Raw genomic sequence first — 20,384 nt, forward strand, 5'->3', positions numbered from 1 at the left:
GTTCCTCCGACGCCCCGCTCGCCAGAGCTCGAGCTGCTCGGTGAGGTACCCGCCGGGCTGCCCGGCGAGTGGCGGGTTGGCCGGACCGATGCCCTGTCCTTCATCGCCATGGCAGGTGGAACAGGCCGGAAGGCCGCGCGAGGCGTCGCCTTCATGGTAAAGCGCGAGCCGGGCCACTGGCGCCCTGCCGTTGCCTGGGAATGGAAGTTGAGCGTAGTACTGCGAGACGGCCTGCCGCTCAGTCGGCGTCAGCCGCTTGGCAATCCATCCCATCTGCGCGTGGTCGCGCCTGCCGTCGGAATAGGCCTCAAGCTGACGAACCAGATAGCCAGCGTCAAGAGCAGCCAGTCGTGGCGCACCGGCGCCATTGCCCAGACCATCCATGCCGTGACAGGTGAAACAGGCGTTGGCCGCTCCCGCCTTGGCACCGCTCAGAGCGATCAGGTGCCCGTCCTGCGCCAGGCGATCCGTAGATTTGCTCTCTACAGCTGTGCAACCGGAGGTCAGCGCACCCAAGAGGGTCGCGGCGGCAAGGAGGGGGCTACGCATCAACACATGCGCGCAATTGCCAGAAGGAGCTGCTGGTTCCCATCTGTCGGGTTGCTCCCGCTGATGCTTGGCGTTGTCGCCTGCAAGGCGCCGCCCGATCAGCGCCAGTTCCTGCCGCAAGCGAACGCGGCTCAAGGCAAGATTGCGATCGAGAGCGCCGGATGCGGCGCATGCCACACCATGCCGGGCATACGCTGGCCCAAAGGCAAGGTCGGGCCCAATCTGGAAGGCCTTGCGGATCGGGCGCTGATCGCAGGCGTGCTGCCGAATAGGCCGGATGTCCTCGCGGCCTACATCCGAAATGCGCCAAGCCTCGTGCCAGGGTCAGGCATGCCGGCAATGCCGATCACACAGAACGAGGCGCGCGATATCGCCGCCTACTTGTACGAACAGGGCGGAGAATAAGATGTTCAATGGTTGGCCGCCGCCTGTGCTGGATCCGGCAGGTCCTTACGCTGGATCGATCAGCCTGCTCAGCTGGATACTTTTTGCCATGGCCGCAGTGGTGCTGCTGGTGGTGCTTGTGGCGCTTTACCTCGCCCTCTTCGGACGACGAGAGCTGCAACGCAAGGTGGGCGGGAAGACAGCGATCTGGGCCGGGGGCGTGGCCTTCCCGCTCGTCGTCCTCACCGCTCTGCTGGTCTACGGCCTGTCGCTCACCAACCATCTGTCGGACCCCATCAGGGGTGACGAGATGCGGGTCCGCATTACCGGCGAAATGTGGTGGTGGCGGGTCGCATACTTGGACGCGCAGGGGCAGGAGATCATTCTGGACGCGAACGAGCTGCACATTCCCGCCGGCCAGCCGGTGGTCCTTGAGCTCGAATCCGCAGACGTGATCCATAGCTTCTGGGTGCCCCGCCTTTCGGGCAAGCTCGACATGATACCGGGCCGCCGCAACCTGATGCGTATCCAGGCGAATACACCGGGCACATTCGGCGGCCAGTGTGCGGAATACTGTGGCGGACCACATGCGCTGATGGGCTTCACGGTGATCGCACATGATCCAGTGCAGTTCACGCGGCTGATGGAGGCGCGGCTTGCCAGAGCCGCAATCGCCGTCGACGCGACCTCCGCAGGCGCGCGGCTGTTCGACACGGCGGGTTGCTCGGCGTGCCATCGCATCGCCGGCACCGATGCGAACGGCGTCGCCGGGCCAGACCTGACTCACGTGGGCAGCCGTCGCACGCTGGGCGCCGGTATTCTACCTAACAACCGGGGGACGCTGATGGGCTGGATCGGTAACAGCCAAGCGATCAAGCCGAACAATCGGATGCCGCCTTACACACTTCTCTCGAGCGAGCAGCTCATGGCGCTCGCCAGCTATCTTGAGGCGCAACGGTGACGTCGGAAACGGGGTTCGACCCGCAACTTTTCGATCGCTTCCCCACCGCGGAGGCACGGCCGCAAAGCGAAGTCGACGAACTTGAGCGGATCTGGGCCGCACCCAAGGGATGGGCGCGGCTCACCGTCGTCAACAACAACTATATTGGCTTGTGGTACGTCGCGACTGCGTTCCTGTTCTTCCTGCTGGCTGGTTTGCTGGCGCTGGCGGTGCGCACCCAGTTGTCGTTGCCGCTGCTGGGAGTGCTGCCGCAGGAAACCTACAATCAGTTCTTCACCATGCACGGCACGGTGATGATGTTCTTGTTCGCGGTGCCCGTGATGGAGGCGCTCGGCGTCATGCTGCTGCCCCAGATGCTGGCAGCCCGCGATTTACCGTTTCCTCGGCTGTCGGCCTATGCCTTCTGGGCTTACTTCGTTGGCGGCCTGAGCTTTTTCTGCTCTCTCTTCGTGGGGCTGGCACCAGACGGGGGCTGGTTCATGTACCCCCCGCTGACGAGCACCACCTACTCGCCGGGGATCAACGCCGACTTCTGGCTGCTCGGCATCGGTTTCATCGAGATCTCCGCGATTGCGGGCGCCATCGAGATCCTCGTGGGCATTCTCAAGACCCGCGCGCCGGGCATGACGCTGGCCCGTATGCCCCTGTTCGCCTGGGCCATGCTGGTGTTCGCGGCGATGATCCTGATCGCCTTTCCCGCGGTTATCCTGGCAACGCTGCTGCTGGAGATCGAGCGCGCGCTGAACTGGCCGTTCTTCGATGCCACGCGCGGTGGCGACCCGATGCTGTGGCAGCACATGTTCTGGTTCTTCGGCCACCCCGAGGTCTACATCATCTTCCTTCCCGCAGCCGGGCTGGTTTCGATGATGGTCGCCAGTCTCTCGAAGACGGAACTGGTCGGGTATCAGCTGATCGTGTTGGCCTTGCTGGGCACCGGGTTCATCAGCTTCGGCGTCTGGGCGCACCACATGTTCGCGACAGGTATGCCGACGCTGTCGGTCGGGTTCTTCTCGGCAGCGAGCATGGCGGTGAGCATCCCCGCCGGCATCCAGGTGTTCAGCTGGATCGCCACGCTGGCAACGGGCAAGCCGACGTTCAACACGCCCACGCTGTTCGTGATCGGCGGCCTCGTCACGTTCGTCATGGGCGGGCTGACCGGCGTGATGGTCGCTATGGTCCCGTTCGACTGGCAAGTTCACGATACTCATTTCATTGTCGCTCACCTGCACTACGTGCTGATCGGCGGTGCGGTTTTCCCGGTATTCGCCGCGTTCTACTATTGGGTGGGAATGACGAGCAGCCGTCCGCTTTCGGAGCGGCTGGGCAAGTGGGCATTCTGGTTGATGTTCGCTGGCATGCACATCACCTTCCTTCCCATGCACCTGACAGGCCTGATGGGGATGCCCCGCCGCGTCTATACCTACCTGCCGGGAATGCAGTGGGAGTGGACCAATTTGCTCTCCACTGTCGGCGCGTTTGTCCTTGCCGCAGGTGTGGCGGTGTTCCTCCTCGATCTTGCGCGCAACTTCCGCTTCACGGCCGAGGACGACGCAGGAAACACCTACGGTGGCGGGACGCTCGAATGGTTGCCTACCGGGCTCTATTCCACCCGCAGCATTCCCGTGGTGCGAAGCCGGCAGCCTCTGTGGGACGATCCGAACATCTGCAAGGACGTGGAAGAAGGCCGCTACATGCTGCCTTTTTCGGCGACGGGCCTGCGCGAGACGCTGATCACAAGCCCCATCCGCGCCGAACCGCAATATCTCACGATCATGATGGGCCCGTCGGTCTGGCCCTTGCTCGCGGCGGTGTTCACGGCCGGTTTCTTTCTGCTCATGACGGTGCAGGCCTACATCCCCGCGGTGATCTGCCTGCCGCTGGCCACGATATCCATCCTGCGTTGGCTATGGGATACGGACCGTCCTGCGAAGCAGGCCGAAGTCGATGTCGGAGCAGGCGTCATCCTGCCCACGTATGTCACTGGGCCAAGCTCGCACGGCTGGTGGGCGATCATCTGCGTCCTTGTCGTCTGCTTCATGATCTTCGTGATGGCAGTGTTCGGCTATCTCTTCGTCTACGGCATCCATCCGGAGTACTGGACCGCCCCGACCGGACAATGGTGGGCGGTGCCGATCGTCGCGGGGTACGGTGCCGCAGCGCTGCTGGTCCTATACGGCTGGCGATTGCTCACACGGGAGAAATCCACGCTATGGAGCCCAACGGCTGCCGTGTTGTTCGCGAGCGGGTTCATTCTCGCAGCGCTGGTGCTCGACTGGTTCAGTTGGCGCGCGCAAGGGATCGATCCGGAGCTGACATCCCAAGGGGCACTCTCGCATGCGATGCTGGCGCTTGAGGCGCAGCTCGTTGCGATCGTACTTCTGATGGCCGGCTACCTGGCCGCTCGAACCAGCCGGGGCTTGGTCACTCGCCCCAGGAACACCACGTTCGACGTGACGTGTCTGTTCCTCCTTTACACCGCAGCCCAAGGCGCCGCGACCACGCTGCTCCTGCGCTTCTTCCCGGGCGGAGTGTGATGGGCACGTGGAAACTCCTCCTCGGTGGCTTTCTGGCTTGGACCGCGCACTTCTTCGGGGTCTACGCGGCCGCGAGCCTCTTTCCCGGATCTGCCGTCGCGCGCTGGTTGGTCCTGGCGATCACCGTCGCCGCGCTCGCGGCTGTGGGTTGGCTTTTCTGGCATGCACTGGGAATTGTGAGAGCAGCCGGTACGGATGATCTCAACCGATGGCTGGCGTGGATCGCAGTTGCCGGCGCGACGATGGCAGGAATTTCAATTCTGTACCAAAGCTCCCCGGCATTCCTGATCTAGTCACGGACGCCAATGTTGACGTCCGGCCCTTGGTGCCGCTGTTTCTGAACCCGTCTTAATTCGCCTTTCCAGCGATGGTTTTGAGCGGTTCGATCCACTTCCCATTGTCTTCAGAGGACAAAGTGGCATTGATCCTCTCTGCGGCTGCGGCGTTGATATCGCTGACCTGAGGGACTTCGATATCGAACCCGGGAACCTCCCTTTCGGACAGAATTGCTGCGCCGCTTTTCTTGTCGGCGGCGGTCTGCGCAGTTTCCGGGGCTGGAGCTTCGCTGTCGTTCGCAGGCGCTCGGCAGGCAGCTAGGGCCACGAGAGCAGCAAGCGACGTGAAGCAGTAGAGAGAACGCATGACGATAAGTCTCCAGAAGGACCAGTCGTACGCCGCGCTCCCCTGCGGGACGGCATTCAAATCAAACCACAGCATAGCGAGGCCAGAGCCGAGTGCCGGGACCGCCACCCGATGGCGGCGGTCCCGAACGGCTCAGCGAATCTTGCCGCTCAACGAGACGCCGATGATGCGCGGCTCATTGTAGACGGCGGCCATGTAGTTCTCGATCACGCCCTTGAGGTTCTTCTCGTTCGTGATGTTGCGTGCGAATGCAGCAATCTCGAAATTGCCGGTGTCGTACCCGATCTTCAGGCCACCCTCGAAGTTGTTCTTCGCGTACAACTCGTCCGTCTTGTAAAGAACGAAGTTCGTGTAGCCTTGCACGTTCCAGTCCGTGGCGATGAAGAACCTTGAGGCATCGCCGACCGGGATGTCGTAACGTGCTGTCGCGTTGAGCGTGTACTTGGGCGCATTCGGCAGCGGATTACCGTCGATCTGCGCGAAGTAGGCCGGGGCGCCGAACACCGTACGGGTGATGATCGGATCGTTGACGGTGCAGACTAGCACGCCGTTGAGCGCACAAGCCTGGGCATAGACCCGGTCGTCCTTGATCTCGGTGTGCAGCAGGCTACCACCGAGAGAGAGCGAGAGGTTGCGCAACGGACGATATTCCAACTCGGCCTCAAGACCGTAGGCTTCGGCCTTGTCGGCGTTGAACAGCACACCGTTGCCGTTCGAGTCATTGCCGTTGAGCTGAATGTCCTTCAGGTTCCAATAGAATGCGCTGGCATTGAAGCGCAGCGTGTTATCCAGAAGCTGGCTCTTGAAGCCTAGCTCATACGACGTGATCGTTTCGGAGTCAGCGGTGGTGAAGTCCGAGTTAAATACCGCCGAGCGGCCCTGGATGGTCGGCCCTCGGAAGCCACGGGCGATGCGCGCGTAGATGCTTACATCGGGGCTTGCCTGATAGAGCGCGCTGATGTCCCAGCTAGGCTTCTCGGCTTCAAGCTCGACGTCGGTACGGCCGCGGTAAGTCACCACGCCAGCAGCAGTGTCGGCCGTCTTGAGCAGGCGCGTGCGTTTGTCGTCGTTGGTGTAGCGCGCACCGGCGGTTACGGTGAGTGCCTCGGTCAGCTTGTAGCTTGCCTGGCCGAACACGGCCCACGAAGTGTTCACGTTGCGAAGGCGAACCCAGTTATTTGGATTGCGCGCTGGAGCATTAAGGAAGAACGCCCGCTGGTAGAAGTCAGTCGTGTCGCGGCTATCGAAGTAAAAACCGCCGAACTGCCATTTGAAGGCGTCATCTCCAGTGCTGGCGAGGCGGAGCTCCTGAGTCCACTGGTCAAGATCGCGAATGTTGCCCTGCGACTGGCCATAACCGTTCGGGACGCCTCTGACGGGGAAATCAGCTGCCGCGCCGCCATCGGTATCGCCGCGGCTGAAGCCCTCTGTGGTCTCATAGGCGGTGATAGAAGTCAGAGCCGCCGGTCCGAAATCCCAGGTGAAGTGAGCCGATGCACCCTTGCTGTTGTAAGCCTGACGGTTGTTCTGTGCCTCGTCGTAAGCGACCGACTTGCGAGGTGCGATTGGATCGTTCGAGCCCTTCTCCAGAGCTCCACGACGGAACAAGGTAGAAGTGCCGTCGTAGTCGCGAATATGGCCAGACAGCAGCAGCGACACATCCTCTGTCGGCGTGAACAGGATCTGGAGGCGAGCATTGCGATCGTCGAAGCCACCCATCACGTCCTTCATCGGAGAGACGGTGCCATCCGCGCTGGGGCCGCGATAGATGTTGTCCACGTAGTCGTCACGATGCTGCACCAAGGCCGAAAGGCGCACGGCGATCCTGTCGGCCACGATCGGGCCACCAATGCCGGCATCTAGCGCGACAGAATTGTAGCTTCCCACGCTAAGGGATGCCTGACCGTCAAGCTGCTGGGTGGGGCGGTTGGTGTCGAACTTGACTATGCCTGCCGTCGTGTTCCGGCCGAACAGCGATCCTTGCGGCCCACGCAGCACCTCGACCTGGGCAACGTCGAACACCGGGTTGGACTTGAGCACCACATGCTCGAGCACCACGTCGTCCTGGATGATCGAGACGGGCTGCGATGCGCCGAGGTAGAAGTCATTGTTGCCGAGGCCGCGAATGTAGAAGCGCGGGAAGATGCGGCCCGTGGTCGTCTCGGCATAAAGTCCGGGAACTCGGCCGGAGAGCGCCAGCAGGGTGTCATCGCCGCCAGCGGTAAAGGTGCGGAAGTCATCGCCACGCACGACACCCACGGAGACCGGCACGTTCATCAGCCGCTCCTCACGGCGCTCGGCCGTGACCACGATGTCTTCAAGCCCGCCGGACTGTTCAGCGCTGGCGGTCGTTCCACCATATGCCGCAGCATCCTGTGCCAAAGCCATGCCGGGCAGCGCGCTCGCGCCCAGGCTCAACAAAGCAAAAACCACAGCCCTGCGCTGCTTGTACGAGATCATTCGAATGTCTTCCTTTTGCAACCGGTGCGCCGCCGTGCCCTCCGCGTGATTTTTGCGGATCATCAGCCTCGCGAGCGCCCGCCGGCGCCCCTATTCTGGTTCCATGTGACATTCGTGACAAATTTCCGCTGGCTCGCGAAATTGCTACGCACTGTTGCTGATTGGCCGCGTAAGCTGGGGTGCCGCTACGGCGGCGGTCACTGACGTACTGCCCCGAGATGTGACCACTCAGGCGTCATAGCTTTTCTGACAAGACGTCCTGTAATGTTCCTGACCTTCAGTAGCGAATGGCTCGATCAAAGCCGTCCCCTACTCAGAACCCGTACTTGGCGGCGAATTCGATACGATCGAGCCGTCCCTCTGCCCCGCTCAGCACTGAACGATAGCCGCGACGGTACTCGATACCCAAGTCGAACTTGTCGATCGGGGTCCAGAACAGGTTACCCGCCAGGCTTTCAGCACGCATATTGGCGGTTTCCGGTGCAAAATCCGGGTACTCAGCTTCCTGCAGGCTGTAAGTGACCGTCGATCGCAGCTTATCGGTCCACCCCAGCTTGACGGCGACGAAGCCGGCAAGATTGTCGATTGGCGCCAGCCTGTCGGCCGTCCGAAATGCGTCCGGAGCGAAGCCAAGTCCCAGATAGCGTCCGATACCCTGACCATAAGTCGCCATGAACCGGATGTCGTGGCGCTTCTTGGGGCCGAAAGGAACGCGGCCCGCCAAGCTCGCGCCCCATGCAAATGTGCTGATCGCCAGCCCCTCGTCCTGGACGCGAAGTTCGCGTGCAAGCCCGGCGAGCGAGAATTCACCGAACGCCGTGCGTGCGTTCAGTCGCGCTACCAAATCGGGAAGCCGGTCGTCGTCATTGTCGCCCATGATCGGCGCAGCGGCACTGATCGTCTCGGTCTCGGGATTCTCCACCGCCATCAGCAGGTCTAGCGATGAACTGAGCGGCAGCCTGTACTGTATCAGGGCCTGGCGAGCGAACACCGTGCCCTCTATCGGTCCAACGAAGTCGGTCGTTTCGGGCAGCACTGAGACATTCTGGAAAGTCGTCCACTCCTGCCCGATCAGCAGGCCGCCGTATTGCACGAAGCCTCGCCGGAAGGTCGGGGTATAAGGATTAGTGGCGCGCTGGGCGCCGACGGGCGCAGCGGCAAGCGCGAAGTCGAACTCAACGTGCGCCTTGATCTCGCCCGCCGGAAGCGCCTTGGCGACGTCGACCGCAAGTCGCGTCTGCCGGGCGCTTAGCAGCAGGCTGTTGCTGGCAAAGTCGCGGCCGACCGGTATCTGCTGCGGAAGGTAAAATTCCCGGCCCAAGGCACCCACAGGCATCTCTCCCGCATCGCTGCGTGAGCCGATCATATTGACTCGAACAAAGCCGCTGAGTTTGATCTGCGTCTCGTCGCCCTGAGTGCCGCTCGCGCGCTCGATCGGCGGTGCGGGTTTGGCTGGTGCGAATTTGACCGGCGCGGGCGGGGCGATTTCAGACCGGGGGCTTGCGCCAGCATCTGCAACAACCGGATCGGAGGTTGATGGTTGCATTTGCAGGCGAAGCGCAAGCAAGGCCTCCTCCAGCTGCTGCACCCGAGTTTCAAGATCGCGTTCGCGCGCTGTCTGCGCGGCAAGGGTGGTGGGCGTCAGAAGCGCCGTCAAAACACCCAAGGTGCCAAAAGTTGTCGAACGTCGCATTTCTGATTGAAAATCCCGCAGGCTGAGCATCAATCATAGACGGTGCAGTGGCGATCGGGACCGAGGCGGGAGATTTCACTTTTTTTCCGAGCAGGTCTCTGCGGGACCGCCGGCGTGCTCGATCCGTCTAAAATGCGAGGGAACCGAGCGGAATGTAGTCCATGAAGAAGTTGCGTATCAGACATCGTCTTTTTGTTATCACCGTGGCCATTGCCTTAGGCATGATCCTGGTGACTGGCCTGTCGCTGACGCGACTGGACAGCGCGATGCGCAACGGTGTGGCCGACCGGACGAAGAAGATCGTCGAGACCGGCCACAGCATCGTTGCATACTATGAAGCGGAAGAGCGTGCCGGACGGATGAGCAAGGAGCAGGCGCAGGCCGCTGCGCTGTCCGCGCTCAAGGTGATGCGCTACGGCGACAATGATTATCTGTTCGTCACTGATCACCAGCCGCGGATGCTCATGCACCCCATGAAGCCTGAGATGGACGGAACGGACGTAGGCGGTCAAGTCGACATCGATGGCGTTTACCCGTTCCGCGCGATGAGCTCCACCGTGAAAGCCAGTGGCGAGGGCGTTGTTGGTTATCGTTGGCCAAAGCCCGGCGCCGACGAGCCGCAGCCCAAGCTCTCGTTCGTCAAAGGCTTTACTCCCTGGGGCTGGATCGTGGGCTCGGGCGTCTATGTCGACGATCTCCGGGATGCGATATGGCGCGAGACGATAACGATGGTGGGCATCGTTCTGGCGATGCTAATCGGCGTTTGTGCGCTGACAATCCTGCTAGGGCGCTCGATATCCAGACCAATCGTTGAGCTCACCCACCGCATGCGTTCTCTGGCCGAGGGTGACACAAAGTCCGGCATCCCGGGCGGCGATCGGGCGGACGAGGTCGGCGAGATGGCGCAGGCGCTTGAAGTGTTCCGGGCGACCGCAATTAAGAAGGCGGAGGCTGATGCGGCCCGCGCGGCTGCGGAACGAGAACAGCGGCAAGTGGTTCACGCGGTCTCCCTGCATCTGTCGGACCTTTCCAATGGCGACCTGACCACCTCTATCACCGAGGAGTTTCCTGCCGCTTATGCGACGCTGAAAGCCAACTTCAACGAAGCATTGGCCAAGCTCCGGGCTCTGATCGGATCGGTTGCGGAAAGCGCAGCGACAATTCAGGTTGGCTCAGGCGAGATCGCGCAAGCATCCGAGGATTTGGCGCGCCGCACCGAGAGCAATGCGGCGGGCCTGGAGGAAACGTCTGCCGCGGTGGCGCAGATGGACGAACGCCTCAGGGCGACCGCCCAAGCGGCGAACAGCACGCTTGAGCGGGCGACTGGCACGGTTAAAAGCGTGTTGGAGGGACGCGAAGTTGCAGACAAGGCAGTCCACGCGATGACGCGTGTTGCCGACGGCGCAAAAGGCATCGACAGCGTGATTGAAGGCCTCGACAAGATCGCCTTCCAGACGCGCGTGCTGGCGATGAACGCCGCCGTCGAAGCCGGACGCGCGGGCGAAGCCGGCCGCGGGTTCGCTGTGGTCGCCGATCTCGTCTCGGCGCTTGCGATGCGCTCGGAAGAGGAGGCTGCGCGGGCGCGGGAGGAGCTCACCGCTACGCAGGCGGACATCATTGGCGCGGTGGAGATGGTGGAGAAAGTCGATGGTGCGCTCGGTTGCATCTCGACCGATGTCGATGAGATGCACCAGCTCCTGGGCCGCATCGCGTCGGATAACCAGACACAGTCAGCCGCGATTGCGGAGGTTTCGATCGCGATCCGTACGATGGACCAGTCGACACAGCAGAACGCCGCCATGGTGGAGCAAACCTCCGCCGCCGCGCGCAACCTTGCCTTCGAAGTCGCCTCGCTCAGCGACGAGGCCGCCCAGTTCAATGCAGGACAGGTGCGACGGACCACTCCGACACCGGCGACCCGGTCGGTCGGGGCGCGCCACGTCCCCGCAGCCCCGGTGCTCACGGCGAGACATTCCACCGCGATGGCAGGAGCAGATAGCGACTGGCAAGCCTTTTAGGCCCCGTTGACCCAGTCTTTCAGCCAGGGGTGGAAGCGAAGCAGCGGCGAAGCGGTTTCCTCGTCGCGTACCTCTGCGGCGGGATCGTTTCGACAGGATCAGGAAGAGGCTGTGTGAAAACGCTTTGGATCTGTGCAACCCGCATCTCCATCTCTCACATCAAGTCACCCATCGCAGGCGTCGATGCCAGAGCCGCAGTCACGTCCAGTCTATCGATCAGCCCTCCAGTGGCGACGAAGATGCGCCCTTTGCGCAGCCCATCCAAAATGTCGTCACCATTCGGCGAAGCGTAGGCCCAGGTCTTGGAATACTCACCAGGCCAGAAATCGGCTCCGCCCGCGCTATGGTGACCGTGCGAGTCCGAGTTCGCCGTGATGCTCCAGCGCAAGCCTTGACCCAGCAGCGCATCTCAAGCTCCCCCTAGTTGGGCCACCATCTGGTCGAGCCCGCCCAGCGTTGGATAACCGCCATAGAGCCCGCGAGAGCCGTGGGCCGCGTCCAGCCCGTGCTTTGGCATGGCTGCCTGGTGACCGGGAGCGCCCTCCATGCCGATGACCACGCCGGGCGCGGCAGCCTGCCAGACCGCGAGTTCGGCGGGCGTGTGCGCCCCCCATGCGCCCTTTCCCGTCGCGGTGCGGGAAGGATGGTTGCCGACGAGGACCGGCGGCTGCGGCAGCGCGGCCATGTAGCGCAGCGCCTCGATCATCCGGGGCTTAGTGTTACGCGACGGGTCCGGCGGAAACGCTTCGCGCTTGCCAAAACGAGACTCGATCGCCCGCAACGCCGAGCGCTCCTCCGGGTTCGTCGGCAGTATCAGGCTGGCATGCTCGCCGCCTGGAACGTCGAACTCCATGCCGTACAACACGGTCATACCTGGCACCGCCTTCCGCGCGCGGCGACAACATCGGGCCAGGCCTTGTCATGGTTCAGCGCGGAGTGGTGCGGACCGCTGTGATCGGTAGCGACCATCCAGTCCAAGCCAAAGCGCTGTGCCATTTGCACGTTCTGAAGGACCGTATGAGACGGATCCTCGCCGATGATCGGCGCAGGTGCCCGCTCGGGATGCGCAGAATCGGGCTTGTAGCGCGCGCTGTAGATGCTGTGCACGTGGTGATCGCCGGCCAGCCAGCGACGCTGCCCATCTTCGGCCAAGGCGGAAGCGGACATTGCCAAGGCGGCGCTCGCAACGAGAGGGATCAGGCGCGTGAGCATGGAGTGGTTTCACCTTGTGCCGCAAGCCAGACATCGTCCCAAAGCGCGAGCGTCGGGACGGTGTCGGCAGGTCGGATCAGAACTTGGCGCGTACGCCGAAATTTACCGTGCGTCCGAAAGTGTGGATTTCGCTGACTTCGCTTTCGGTGCCCGCAAAGGAGACTTGCCGCTCGTCCAGCACGTTCACCGCCTGCATGAATAGTTCGACGTTGGCCGTACCTGGTAGCTGGCGCCGATGTCGACGATGCCGAAGCCCTTCTGATAGAATGCGACGACATCCTGAGGGCTGGGCAGCGAGGTCACGTTCGCGCCCGCGTCCGTCATGCAGTTGCTACGGTAGGTGTAGCTGACGTTGATCTCCAACGGTCCACGCTCAAAGAACGGCGTGATCGAGTAGCTGACACCGGACACGCCCTGGATGCCGGCGGTTTGCACGCCCACGTTCGAGAGGTCGAGCTCCAGCTTGGAGGTCGCGAAGGTCGCCGTGGCGGTGACGCCCAGACCGAAGGGTAGCTTGTTGGTATAGCCGAATTCGATGCCCGTGATCGTCGCATCGCCCACGTTGGTCGGCGTGGCGACCAGGACGTCGACGGGCAGCGTGCTGCCATCGGCAACCGCGAAGGCCAGCGTGCGCGTCTCGAAGTCGGATGCGATGTAGTTGCTGATGTCCTTGTGGAACGCGGCCACGGTGAAGGCGCCGAACGTGTCGAAGTACCATTCGAACGATGTGTTGAAGTTCCACGAGGTATAGGGTCGCAGGTTGGGATTGCCGCCAGACGCGGTCAGGTTGATCGTGGGATCCGCCAACGCCGCCCCGCCTTCGTTGAAGATGCTGGTGACGGTGAAAAGCACACTTTCCCTCCCTGCGGCCGTGCGGCTCAAGACTCAGTTTGCCTGTAAGGTGCTGAAAATCAGTCCTCAGCGCTAAGTTGGCGCATAGCTCGGGCAGTTACTTGCGGGTTACAGGCGAAGCCGAGGTGCGTGCACCGCAAAGCGACGGCGCGGTCGCGCTCGCCAACCACCCATACGCCGAGCGGGGTTGAACGACGCCATCACGTAATGTCTCGACGAACGCATTGTCCGTCGGCTTGCCTGGTCGGCTGAAGTCCAGCGTTACGACATTCTTGTAGGCCCACCGGTCCATCGCCTTCGAGACAAACTTGCGGCCCATTGTCGACCCGAATGGTCTTTGGAGCGTGGGCCGGTAAGGTCCGCGTCATCGCGGCAACGACCTGCTCACTTTTGATGCTCGGATCGACGTCGATCGCCACCGCCTCTCGAGTGGAAGCATCGACTATCGCGAGCGCGTTGCGCTCCACGCCATGGCCGCCGTACATCTTCTTCCACGGGTGAAATGTCTGCTTGGAGATTCCCATGCGGCGGATCACCTCGGCGGCCGGTCTACCTGTCACCGCCTGCTTCAACGCGAAGGCTATCTGCTCCTCGGTGTACCTCTACTTCTTCATCTCCAGCTCCTTGCCTGATGGCTCGCTGAAGCCGAGGAATTGACGCGTCTCGCGCTGGTCGTTTACCGTTGACTATCACCCTCCAGCGATATTTTTTATGGTCGCAGGCGCGGATCGACGGGCCTACTTCAGAGAGCCCCAACGAAGTCCTTCGCTAGTCAGTCAGGCACGCCCTCTCTCCTCAGATCGGAACTTCAATGGAGTATTTGCAGTGAGGTTATTTCAGGCGGTGGTCTGGTGACTGATGCGTTCATTGCGGTTGACTGGGGCACGACCAATCGCCGCGTCTCTCGTATCGAGCAGGGCTCAGCGGTCGCGACCCAGCGGGACGGCATGGGCATCCTGTCGGTCCCGCCAGGTGGCTTCCCTGCCGCGGTTGCTGCGTTGCGGGCCAAACTCGGTGCGCTCCCGGTGATCATGGCGGGGATGGTCGGATCGAACCGAGGCTGGCACGACGCCGGTTACGTTGCATGCCCTGCCACCCTCGAAACGATCGCGTCTGCTGTGGTGCAGCCCGACGAGGGCGTGTTGATCATCCCCGGGGTCTACGTTGATACGCCAGAACGAGCGGATGTCATGCGGGGCGAGGAAGTGCAGTTGCTTGGCGCGGTGGCCGCGGGGCTTGCGCCGGGCGATGCACTGTTGTGTCAGCCGGGAACGCACAACAAGTGGGCCACTTTGCGCCAGGGAGCAATCGTCGACTTCACCACTGCCATGACCGGCGAGTTGTTTGCGCTGCTCAAGAGCCATGCGCTGATCGGCAGCGAGATGGCCGGCGAGGTCAACGCTGACGCTTCGTTCCGCGCGGGTGTCGTCGCTAGCGCGGACGCAGACCTTCTCGCTGCGCTGTTCGGCATTCGTGCCGCCTCGGTGCTTGGAAAGCGCGCGCCGGGCGAGGCAGCGGCCTATGTCAGCGGATTGCTGATCGGCAACGACTGCCGCGCACGCCTTCGCCAGCCTGAGCAGACCGTCTACCTACTTGCGGACGGGTTGCTCGCGCGGCTCTACACGGCCGCGATCACCATCGCCGGCGGAAAGGTCGTCGCGATCGATAGCCATGCCTCGTTCATCGCCGGCATCACTCAAATCAGGAACTTTATGTCATGACCGCCTTTGCCTCCGCCTTTGCCGCGATGCCGCTGGTCGCAATCTTGCGGGGCATCCGGCCCGACGAAGTCGAGGCGGCGGGCGCCGCTTTGGTCGAGGCGGGCTTCACCATGATCGAAGTTCCATTCAATTCGCCCGAACCGCTGGTCAGCATTGAGCGCTTGGCGCGCCGCCTCGGCGACGACGTCATCGTGGGCGCCGGCACCGTGCTTAGCGTCGCGCAAGTCGCGCAGGTGCAGAACGCGGGCGGGGGCCTGATCGTCTCCCCTAACACCGACGTGGCGGTCATCACCGAGAGCGTCACACGCGGCCTCATTTCCCTGCCTGGCTACTTCACGCCAAGCGAAGCCTTTGCCGCGCTGTCCGCAGGCGCGAGCGGCCTCAAGCTGTTCCCGGCCGAGGCTGCGTCACCCGCGGTGGTTAAGGCTCAGCGCGCGGTGCTTCCCAAAGAAGTGCCGCTGCTCGTCGTCGGTGGCATCACGCCCGAGACCATGCGGCCCTGGCATGCGGCGGGGGCCAACGGATATGGCCTCGGGTCGGCACTCTACAGGACCGGAGCCACGGCACAGGAGATCTTTACCAGGGCGAGTGCCTTTACGGCAGCGTTCGCGGTGTTGGCGCAAGATATGTGATCCGGATCGCGACACATGTGCGCTGCTCATCGAACCACCGCCTGCCCAGCCCGAGGCGCGATCTGATTTAGTCTCCGAAAGGACCATCGGGGGGCTACGATCCCCGCCTCGCGCAGCTTGCCGATGATCTCCTCTGGCTTGTGCTTCCGCGCCATTCCGCTCCTCCTTCGTGGTCCAGACTATGACAGTCGATGGGCCACCCAGAAGGGGGCAGATCAGCAGGCCGACATATGGTTGGGTTAGATTGCCCGCTGTCCATTTTACACGGTCGAATGACGGGAAGCTCGATATGCGCTTTGCTGTTATGCACGACCGGTCGCTACCGTATATCTGTGTCCCCAAAATGCACTGCTGCCCTCTGGGCCGCTAATCTCGCTCGGCGCCCATCGAATACGACAATCGCTGCAACCGCATGATCCCACGTTCGGCCGCCCAAGGATTGGTGCCGCGCCTCAACCTGTCAGAATCGGTGCTCTTCCTTGGCTCGCGCTCTCCGCCGCCACCGTGCTCTTCAGGCTCGAATGAGTTAACCGTGACCTTGGGACGTCAGCACCCGTTATTAGCGCGCAAGCCACCCGCCGTCCACCGCCAGCACATGTCCCGTCACATAGTCGGCCGCGGAGGACGCCAGGAACACGGCGGCGCCAGCAATGTCTTCTGGCTTCCCCCAACGACCTGTAGGAATGCGCTCAAGGATCTGGCGATTGCGGATATCGTCGCTCTGGAGTGCTGCGGTATTGTTGGTGGTGATATAGCCGGGCGCGATCGCGTTCACTTGCACGCCGCTTGGTGCGAGTTCGTTCGCCATCGCCTTGGTTACGCCGCTGACCCCTGACTTGGCCGCTGCATAGCTGGGCACACGAATGCCGCCTTGGAAGGTGAGGAGCGAGGCAATGTTGACGATCTTGCCACTACCACGCTCCACCATGCCCTTGGCTGTTGCCTGGCTTAGGAAAAACAAGGTTTTTAGGTTGGTGTCCAGCACGGCATCCCAGTCTTCTTCCGAGAACTCCAGAATGTCGCTGCGCCGGATGATCCCGGCGTTGTTGACTAAGATGTCCACCTGCCCGAGTCGGCTGACCGCTTCTTCTATGATGTGGTCGATTGGTTCCACCGAGGAGAGGTCTGCCTTGATGCTCACGGCTCGGCGGCCGGTTTCGCTTATCTGATCGAGCGTCTCGGTAGGGTCTGAGCGCCCCGCTACGGCAACGTCCGCGCCCGCTTGTGCGAGAGCCAAGGCAATCGCCTGGCCGATCCCGGTGTTGGCGCCAGTAACGAGGGCGTTCTTCCCCGTCAGGTCGAAGGAAATGGCCATGGATCGTCTTTCATGAATGTTCGCGCTCGGAACGCGGGACCTTATCGGGCGCGCTTTGCAAGTTCGTAATGGGAGCCCTGCTTACTGGAGCTGGCAGATGTCGCACACGTCCATGTCGGTGTAGTCCTGATTTTCGCCCGCCATCGCCCAGATGAACACGTAATTCGATGTGCCTGCGCCCATGTGGATCGACCACGGCGGGGATATGACGACGTCCTCGTTCTTCATGACAATGTGTCGCAGCGCGTCGGGTTGCCCCATGTAGTGAAACACCCGGTCGTCGTCATCGAGATCGATATAGAGGTAGATCTCGCTGCGCCGTTCGTGAACATGCGGCGGCATCGTGTTCCAGACAGAGCCGGGCTTCAATTGAGTAAGGCCCAGGCATAGTGAAGCGCTGGCGCACAGATGGGGCAGGATCAGCTGATAGATCGTACGATCGTTGGAACTCTCAAGACTGCCGCGGTGCATCGGATTGGCATCGGCCAAGGTGACCTTGCGGAGCGGGAAGGCGGCATGGGCGGGTACGCTGAGAAGGTAATACCGCGCTCCGTTACCGGCGAAGGTTACGTCATTTGATCCCATCGGAACGTAAAGCGTTTCGAACCTTGCCAGTTCGAATGCCTGACCATCTACTGTTACCGTTCCGGTTTCCTGGCCGATGTTCACCACGCTAAGTTCCCGCCGCTCGAGGAGAGAATGCCCAGCGGCACTTTCCGGTTCGGTTTGCACTGGTAGGGAAAGTGGTGCGTCCAAAGGCACGGCACCACCGATGATAAAACGCTCGCCGTGAGAGTAGGTGAACACGATTTCGCCTGCCTCGAACAATCCTGAAACGAGATAACGATCTCGCAGGTCTTCGTTGGAAGCGCCGTCCATCATGTCGGGGTGCGTGGCGTAGTAGGTCTTCTTGAACACGGTATGTAATCCTTTTCAGCGCGAGGCACGATTGAGTGCGGCTATTTCGGTGGCGGCTAGGAGGAAGGCGCCAACGCCGTAATATTGCGTGTCCATTGCCTCGACCTTTTCTGGCCGGTCGCTGACCTGTTGAACGTATCCGAGCCGACCATCTGGCTGGATAGCGCGGTTCAGCGCATCCCAACCACGCCGGGCGACCGGTTCGTACTCGGCGCGCGGCAGAAGACCGTTACGAACGCCCCATGCCATTCCATAGGTGAAGAAGCCGGTGCCACTGGTCTCCGGCGGGGAGTTTTCGGGTGCGAGCAGGGAAGGGGCCCAATAGCCGTCCGGTTTTTGTATGTTCTTGAGCTTGCCTGCCATTTCGCGGAACAAGTTTTCCATGCGCTGGCGATCGGGGCTGCCTTGTGGAAGGCGAGGGATGATGCGGGCCATACCTGCAAACACCCATCCGTTGCCGCGCGACCAGAACATCTTCCGCTGCTTGTCGTCGCGTCGTTCGAAGAACCGGCTGTCGCGGTAGTACAGATGCTCAACCGGATCGTATAGGAAGTCCGTTGTCGCCCAGAACTCCTTCAGGGCGAATTCGCGGTAGCGCGGGTCGCCAGTCTGAAGCGATAGCTCGGCCAGCGCCGGCGGTGCCATGAACAGGGCATCGCACCAGCACCAGCGCGTCAGGCACTCGATTTCGCCCTGACCGCGCGGCGGCGCGTAGAACGCCAGCGACGTTATGGCAGGCTTATCGATGATCCGGTCAAAAGCGGCCTTAGTGGGCGCAAGAGCGCCTTTCGGTGCGCCGTTCTTAGCGGCCCAAAGGTAGCTTTGAGTGATGGTATGGTCATCCGCGTGGTAGGGACGCTCCCCCGGCTGCCAGTTGTTGGCTGCGCCCATCTGAAGAATGGCGTTGCGAATGCTGGCCGGCGCGCCGGCATCGGCAAGCTCGGTCATGCCAACCCAGAACACTGCCTGCTCCCAAGCCCGCGGATTGTTCGTCTCGAACGTCCAGCGGCTGACCAGCTGGGGGTCCTTCATCCGTTCAAGTTGCCAGTTGGCAAGCTTGACTGCCGTCTTGATCGGGCTCTCAGCGGGCTTGATCGCAGCGGCGAGCGGAGCTGCCATGGCGAAGACGACGAGCAGCGGGGCCATGAGGGCGCGGAATATCATGATTGTGTCTCCGGAGAGGTAAAACGAGCAGGCGTCAGCCTGGGACTGATGATGTGCAGAGAAAACAGCGCCAGCAGATAGGCGCCTGATGCCACCGCGAATATCGCCGAATAGCTGTCCGAAACTTCGAGCACGTAGCCCACGAACTTGGCGATCAGCATGCCGCCGATCGCGCCAGCCGTGCCGCCGATCCCCACGACGGAAGCAACCGCCTTGTGTGGGAACAGGTCCGAGGGCAGTGTGAGCAAGTTCGCGGAAAAGGCTTGGTGGCCTGCCGTTGCAAGGCCGATCAATAGCACAGCGATCCAGAGTTGATCCACGTGCTGCACCGTCATGATTGGGAGCACGGCAATGGCGCACGCCAGCATCGTGAGCTTTCGAGCGGCATTGGGCGACCAACCGAGAGCAATCAGGCGTGAGGAGGCCCAGCCCCCGGCTATGCTGCCGCCATCCGACAAGAGATAGATGATGACCAGAGGGATGCCAAAGGTCTTGAGGTCAAGGCCGTAACGCTTGGCCAGGAAATCGGGCAGCCAGAACAGGAACATCCACCAGATCGGGTCGGTCAGGAACTTGGGCACGGCATAGGCCCAGGTTTCACGGACCGCGAAGAGGCGCAGCCAAGGCACCCGGGCGCTGGGCTGGACAGGATCGCTGCGAATGAACGCCAGCTCTGCTGCGCCGACCTTTGAATGCTCTTCCGGCCGGCGATACAAGGTCAGCCAGGCAACAAGCCAGATTACGCTGAAAGCACCGGTGGCAATAAACGCCATGCGCCAGCCATAGGCGAGCGTTATGACGGGAATGAGCAGCGGCGTAGCAATCGCGCCAACATTGGCGCCGGCGTTAAACAGACCGACGGCGAAGCTCCGTTCCCTCTGGGGAAACCATTCCGTCACTGCTTTCAGACCAGACGGAAAGTTTCCAGCCTCGCCCAGTCCCAATGCGAAGCGTACGGCCGCGAACTGAGCGACCGAACTTACCAAGCCGTGCGCTACGTGCGCCAATGTCCAGAAGGTGAAGGCGATAGCGTAGCCGAACCTGGCACCGGCAAAGTCGATGAAGCGGCCCATCGCCAGGAACCCGACCGCATAGGCAGCCTGAAACCAGAAAACGATGTCGGCATATTGCCCTTCGGTCCATCCGAGGTCTTCCTGAAGCACAGGCTTCAGCACCCCGATCATCTGACGGTCGATATAGTTTATGGCCGTCGCCGCAAAAAGCAGGGCGCAGATCGTCCAGCGATAGCGCCCAACACGTTCCATGCTGCGGTGAGGGGCGGAGCCTTTAGCGACCATAGCGTCCTCTTCAGTTACAAGAAAAAGAGGC

At 62.0% G+C, this 20,384-nt stretch carries 18 protein-coding genes and 2 pseudogenes; 7 read left to right on the top strand and 13 right to left on the bottom strand.

Features of this window, described 5'->3' with window-relative positions; genetic code table 11:
• Window positions 1-549: pseudogene (locus ABVV53_RS01545) on the bottom strand (c-type cytochrome); the annotation flags it as partial.
• Window positions 550-612: 63 nt separating this feature from the next.
• On the opposite strand from ABVV53_RS01545, the gene ABVV53_RS01550 reads away from it, so the two are divergent.
• Genes ABVV53_RS01550 through ABVV53_RS01565 form a run of 4 tightly spaced genes read left to right on the top strand, consistent with a single transcriptional unit; the run spans window position 613 to window position 4,721 of the window.
• Window positions 613-954 (top strand): c-type cytochrome, encoded by a 342-nt coding sequence (locus tag ABVV53_RS01550; RefSeq protein ID WP_353982556.1) that lies wholly within the window; start codon window positions 613-615, stop codon window positions 952-954.
• Between the two features lies 1 nt (window position 955).
• The gene (gene coxB, locus ABVV53_RS01555; protein WP_353982557.1) at window positions 956-1,894 is read left to right on the top strand and encodes a cytochrome c oxidase subunit II; all 939 of its coding nucleotides are present in this window, start codon (window positions 956-958) and stop codon (window positions 1,892-1,894) included.
• Window positions 1,891-4,428 carry a cbb3-type cytochrome c oxidase subunit I gene (locus ABVV53_RS01560; protein WP_353982558.1) on the top strand — a complete coding sequence of 846 codons (2,538 nt, stop codon included), beginning with the start codon at window positions 1,891-1,893 and terminating at the stop codon, window positions 4,426-4,428. The genes coxB and ABVV53_RS01560 overlap by 4 nt, the downstream gene beginning before the upstream one ends.
• Entirely contained in the window at window positions 4,428-4,721 is a 294-nt protein-coding gene (locus ABVV53_RS01565) for a hypothetical protein (protein ID WP_353982559.1), read from the top strand. Before ABVV53_RS01560 ends, ABVV53_RS01565 begins: the two co-directional genes overlap by 1 nt.
• Window positions 4,722-4,776: 55 nt before the next feature.
• Here the strand turns inward: ABVV53_RS01565 and ABVV53_RS01570 are convergent, their stop codons facing one another.
• The 3 genes from ABVV53_RS01570 to ABVV53_RS01580 all read right to left on the bottom strand — a co-directional run bounded on the left by ABVV53_RS01570 (window position 4,777) and on the right by ABVV53_RS01580 (window position 9,223).
• Entirely contained in the window at window positions 4,777-5,070 is a 294-nt protein-coding gene (locus tag ABVV53_RS01570) for a hypothetical protein (RefSeq protein ID WP_353982560.1), read from the bottom strand.
• 132 nt (window positions 5,071-5,202) lie between these two features.
• Window positions 5,203-7,530: a TonB-dependent receptor gene (locus ABVV53_RS01575; protein WP_353982561.1), complete on the bottom strand. Its 2,328-nt coding sequence runs from the start codon at window positions 7,528-7,530 to the stop codon at window positions 5,203-5,205.
• A 313-nt stretch (window positions 7,531-7,843) separates the two neighbouring features.
• Window positions 7,844-9,223: a DcaP family trimeric outer membrane transporter gene (locus ABVV53_RS01580; protein ID WP_353982562.1), complete on the bottom strand. Its 1,380-nt coding sequence runs from the start codon at window positions 9,221-9,223 to the stop codon at window positions 7,844-7,846.
• 161 nt (window positions 9,224-9,384) lie between these two features.
• Here ABVV53_RS01580 and ABVV53_RS01585 point away from each other — a divergent pair, with 161 nt between their 5' ends.
• Window positions 9,385-11,241, top strand: a complete 1,857-nt coding sequence (locus ABVV53_RS01585) for a methyl-accepting chemotaxis protein (RefSeq protein WP_353982563.1) — start codon at window positions 9,385-9,387, stop codon at window positions 11,239-11,241.
• A gap of 154 nt (window positions 11,242-11,395) precedes the next feature.
• Here ABVV53_RS01585 and ABVV53_RS01590 read toward each other — a convergent pair whose 3' ends face one another.
• The 5 genes and pseudogenes from ABVV53_RS01590 to ABVV53_RS01610 form a co-directional block, all read right to left on the bottom strand.
• The gene (locus ABVV53_RS01590) at window positions 11,396-11,629 is read right to left on the bottom strand and encodes a hypothetical protein (protein ID WP_353982564.1); all 234 of its coding nucleotides are present in this window, start codon (window positions 11,627-11,629) and stop codon (window positions 11,396-11,398) included.
• A 21-nt stretch (window positions 11,630-11,650) separates the two neighbouring features.
• The gene (locus ABVV53_RS01595; protein ID WP_353982565.1) at window positions 11,651-12,112 is read right to left on the bottom strand and encodes a hypothetical protein; all 462 of its coding nucleotides are present in this window, start codon (window positions 12,110-12,112) and stop codon (window positions 11,651-11,653) included.
• On the bottom strand, window positions 12,109-12,453 hold the full coding sequence (locus ABVV53_RS01600; RefSeq protein ID WP_353982566.1) for a hypothetical protein: 345 nt from the start codon (window positions 12,451-12,453) through the stop codon (window positions 12,109-12,111). The genes ABVV53_RS01595 and ABVV53_RS01600 overlap by 4 nt, the downstream gene beginning before the upstream one ends.
• 183 nt (window positions 12,454-12,636) lie before the next feature.
• A complete protein-coding gene (locus ABVV53_RS01605; RefSeq protein ID WP_353982567.1) occupies window positions 12,637-13,305 on the bottom strand; it encodes a TonB-dependent receptor domain-containing protein in 669 nt (222 codons plus the stop codon).
• A gap of 211 nt (window positions 13,306-13,516) precedes the next feature.
• Window positions 13,517-13,646 (bottom strand): annotated as a pseudogene (locus ABVV53_RS01610) (IS3 family transposase); the annotation flags it as partial.
• A gap of 510 nt (window positions 13,647-14,156) precedes the next feature.
• Here ABVV53_RS01610 and ABVV53_RS01620 point away from each other — a divergent pair.
• Window positions 14,157-15,026 (top strand): 2-dehydro-3-deoxygalactonokinase, encoded by an 870-nt coding sequence (locus tag ABVV53_RS01620; RefSeq protein WP_353982568.1) that lies wholly within the window; start codon window positions 14,157-14,159, stop codon window positions 15,024-15,026.
• Window positions 15,023-15,658: a 2-dehydro-3-deoxy-6-phosphogalactonate aldolase gene (locus ABVV53_RS01625; protein WP_353982569.1), complete on the top strand. Its 636-nt coding sequence runs from the start codon at window positions 15,023-15,025 to the stop codon at window positions 15,656-15,658. Before ABVV53_RS01620 ends, ABVV53_RS01625 begins: the two co-directional genes overlap by 4 nt.
• Window positions 15,659-16,217: 559 nt before the next feature.
• On the opposite strand, the gene kduD is transcribed toward ABVV53_RS01625, so the two are convergent.
• From kduD to ABVV53_RS01645, 4 genes are all read right to left on the bottom strand, one after another.
• Window positions 16,218-16,973: a 2-dehydro-3-deoxy-D-gluconate 5-dehydrogenase KduD gene (gene kduD, locus ABVV53_RS01630; protein ID WP_353982570.1), complete on the bottom strand. Its 756-nt coding sequence runs from the start codon at window positions 16,971-16,973 to the stop codon at window positions 16,218-16,220.
• 81 nt (window positions 16,974-17,054) lie between these two features.
• The gene (kduI, locus tag ABVV53_RS01635) at window positions 17,055-17,891 is read right to left on the bottom strand and encodes a 5-dehydro-4-deoxy-D-glucuronate isomerase (RefSeq protein ID WP_353982571.1); all 837 of its coding nucleotides are present in this window, start codon (window positions 17,889-17,891) and stop codon (window positions 17,055-17,057) included.
• Window positions 17,892-17,906: 15 nt separating this feature from the next.
• Entirely contained in the window at window positions 17,907-19,055 is a 1,149-nt protein-coding gene (locus ABVV53_RS01640) for a glycoside hydrolase family 88/105 protein (RefSeq protein WP_353982572.1), read from the bottom strand.
• Window positions 19,052-20,353, bottom strand: coding sequence for an MFS transporter (locus ABVV53_RS01645; protein WP_353982573.1), 1,302 nt, complete (start codon window positions 20,351-20,353; stop codon window positions 19,052-19,054). The genes ABVV53_RS01640 and ABVV53_RS01645 overlap by 4 nt, the downstream gene beginning before the upstream one ends.
• Between the last annotated feature and the right edge of the window lie 31 nt (window positions 20,354-20,384).

The organism is Novosphingobium kalidii (genome assembly GCF_040534015.1).
GTDB lineage: Bacteria > Pseudomonadota > Alphaproteobacteria > Sphingomonadales > Sphingomonadaceae > Novosphingobium > Novosphingobium kalidii.